Origin of the sequence: Herbaspirillum sp. B65 (genome assembly GCF_000333555.1) — a bacterium.
Classification (GTDB): Bacteria; Pseudomonadota; Gammaproteobacteria; order Burkholderiales; family Burkholderiaceae_D; genus Herbaspirillum; species Herbaspirillum rubrisubalbicans.
Window position 1 is genome coordinate 1 of sequence record NZ_BADI01000648.1, and the last position, 2,635, is coordinate 2,635.

General features: G+C 61.8%; 2 protein-coding genes and 1 pseudogene. 2 read left to right on the top strand and 1 reads right to left on the bottom strand.

Annotation, left to right across the window (positions count from 1 at the left end):
• Both I5W_RS15350 and I5W_RS15355 read left to right on the top strand, forming a co-directional pair.
• Nucleotides 1-258 (top strand): annotated as a pseudogene (locus I5W_RS15350) (amidophosphoribosyltransferase); the annotation flags it as partial.
• Between the two features lie 154 nt (nucleotides 259-412).
• The gene (locus tag I5W_RS15355) at nucleotides 413-1,654 is read left to right on the top strand and encodes a cystathionine gamma-synthase family protein (protein ID WP_044529878.1); all 1,242 of its coding nucleotides are present in this window, start codon (nucleotides 413-415) and stop codon (nucleotides 1,652-1,654) included.
• Nucleotides 1,655-1,801: 147 nt separating this feature from the next.
• Here the strand turns inward: I5W_RS15355 and I5W_RS15360 are convergent, their stop codons facing one another.
• Nucleotides 1,802-2,398, bottom strand: coding sequence for a TIGR00730 family Rossman fold protein (locus I5W_RS15360; RefSeq protein WP_017452952.1), 597 nt, complete (start codon nucleotides 2,396-2,398; stop codon nucleotides 1,802-1,804).
• Between the last annotated feature and the right edge of the window lie 237 nt (nucleotides 2,399-2,635).

A 2,635-nucleotide genomic window follows, 5' to 3' on the forward strand; every position in this document is an offset into this window, starting at 1 on the left:
GCAGCGAGAGGAGTGTGCCGCGAGATCACCGCCGACGCCCTGGTCTACCAGGACGTGGAAGACCTCAAGCGCGCCATCTCCGACGCCAACCCGGCCTTGAAGCAGTTCGAGGCTTCCTGCTTCGATGGTCACTACATCACCGGCGACATCACCCAGGAATACCTGGACCGCATCGAATACGCCCGCAAGAACCCCAAGCCGGCGCTGGAAGATGTGGTGCGTTCGCAGCTGAACCTGAACCTGGCACGCGCGGACTGATCCCCGCTGCCTGAGCAGAAGCTGGAACAAGACGCCGGTGGCCTTGGGTGGCACCGGCGTTTTGCATGGACCCGTCCGGCGGGAAATTGGCTTATCATTTTGCCTTTGGCCGCGCGCTGGCCCAGGCCCTTCACCCTGCATTTCCGATCACGCGATGAACGATAAAAAAACCTACGGCTTCACCACCACCATCCTCCACAGCGACCGCCAGAAGGGTATCGAGCACGGCTCGCTGCACAAGCCCATCCACACCTCGGTGACCTTCGGCTATGAAGATGCGCGCCAACTGGCTGAAGTGTTCCAGGGCAAGCAGCCCGGTTACCGCTATGGTCGCCAGGGCAACCCGACGGTGTCGGCGCTGGAAGACAAGATCACCAAGATGGAAGACGGCAAGTCCACCATCTGCTTTGCCACCGGCATGGCCGCCATCGGCGCCATCGTCCAGGGCTTGCTGCGCGAGGGCGATCATGTGGTGTCGTCGGCTTTCCTGTTCGGCAATACCAATAGCCTGTGGATGACGGTGGGCGCGCAGGGCGCCAAGGTGTCGATGGTGGATGCGACGGATGTGAAGAACGTGGAAGCGGCCATCACGCCCAACACGCGTCTGGTGTTCGTGGAAACCATCGCCAACCCGCGCACCCAGGTGGCGGATTTGAAGCGTATCGGTGAACTGTGCCGCCAGCGCGGCATCCTCTACGTGGTGGACAACACCATGACCTCGCCCTACCTGTTCCGTCCCAAGACGGTCGGGGCCGGGCTGGTGGTCAATTCGCTGACCAAATCCATCGGCGGCCACGGCAATGCGCTGGGCGGGGCGCTGACCGATACCGGTGAATACGACTGGACCCGCTATCCCCACATCGCCGACAACTACAAGAAGAACCCGCCCGCGCAATGGGGCATGGCGCAGATCCGCGCCAAGGCGCTGCGCGACTTCGGCGGCTCGCTAGGGCCGGAAGCGGCGCACCACATTGCGGTGGGCGCCGAGACCATCGCCCTGCGCCTGGACCGCGAATGCCAGAACGCCCTGGCGCTGGCGCAGATGCTGCAAGCCGATCCGCGCGTGGCGGCGGTGCATTATCCGGGCCTGGAATCGCATCCCCAGCACGCCCTGTGCAAGCAATTGTTCCGCTCCTTCGGCAGCCTCATGTCCTTTGAACTGAAGGACAGCATCGATTGCTTCGACTACCTCAATCGCCTCAACCTGGCGGTGGCCGCCAGCAACCTGGGCGACACCCGTACCCTGGTGATCCCGGTGGCGCATACCATCTTCTACGAGATGGGCGCCGAGCGCCGCGCCAGCATGGGCATTGCCGAGTCGTTGATCCGCGTCTCGGTGGGGCTGGAGGATACCGATGACCTGGTCCAGGACTTCCGTCAGGCGCTGGATGCCTGAGCAGCCCGGCTAGGGTGATTCAAGCCCGTATATGAAGAAACGACAACGCCCGTCCCCTGGCAAGGGGGACGGGCGTTGTGCCTTGTGGGCGATATGAAGAAACTTGCGCAGATCGGCAGTGCCTCGGTGGCTGCCGGTGCGGCCGGCTCAGGGCACCAGGTTGGCCACGGCCTCGCGATCGGCCCATTTGGTCTTGTAGGTCGGCTTGAAGTTCTGGAAGCGCTCGATCAAGGTGGCCGGATTGACTTCATGCATCATCAGCCCGGACTGGTCGGTGCTCACGAAGCGTTGCGAGACCAGGTGATTGACGAAGGCGATCAGGTTGTCATAGAAGCCTTCCACGTTGTACAGGCAGATCGGCTTGTAGTGGAAGCCCAACTGCGCCCAGGTCAGCACCTCGAACAGTTCTTCCAGGGTACCCATGCCGCCCGGCATGGCCACGAAGCCATCGGAGAGCTCGGCCATCATGGCCTTGCGTTCGTGCATGTCCTTGACGATGTGCAGGCGGGTCAGGCCATCGTGGCCCAGTTCCTTGTCCAGCAAGGCCTTGGGGATGACGCCGGTGGCTTCGCCGCCCAGGCGCATCACCTCGCTGGCGATGATGCCCATCAGGCCGACATTGCCGCCGCCGTAGACCAGGGCGATGTTGTTCTTCACCATTTCCTGCGCCAGCTTGCGTGCTGCCTCGGCATAAGCCGGGGAAGCACCGGGGGAAGAGCCGCAATATACGCAAATCGATTTCATGTGTCCTCTGCTAAGTCCGTCCGTCATTGGCTCGTGAGCTCGTTACAATGGCTGGGCTGGAGTACCGAATGTTGCTCATGAGCATCAGGATGTCGCCCTAATGTCCACTATCTCCAAGCCTTTTCTGTTATACCATGATAGTGCAGTGCAGCATAAGCTTATGTGCTGACGTCGGCGTGACAGGCTGTGCGCTGCAACCGAGCGAACAAGGATGAGGGACATCATGTCGAACAAGAT

What these genes read in the sequence shown, in the direction of transcription:
- I5W_RS15355 (WP_044529878.1), top strand. Translation starts at nt 413, where the DNA reads ATGAACGATAAAAAAACCTACGGCTTCACCACCACCATCCTCCACAGC.
- I5W_RS15360 (WP_017452952.1), bottom strand. Translation starts at nt 2,398, where the DNA reads ATGAAATCGATTTGCGTATATTGCGGCTCTTCCCCCGGTGCTTCCCCG.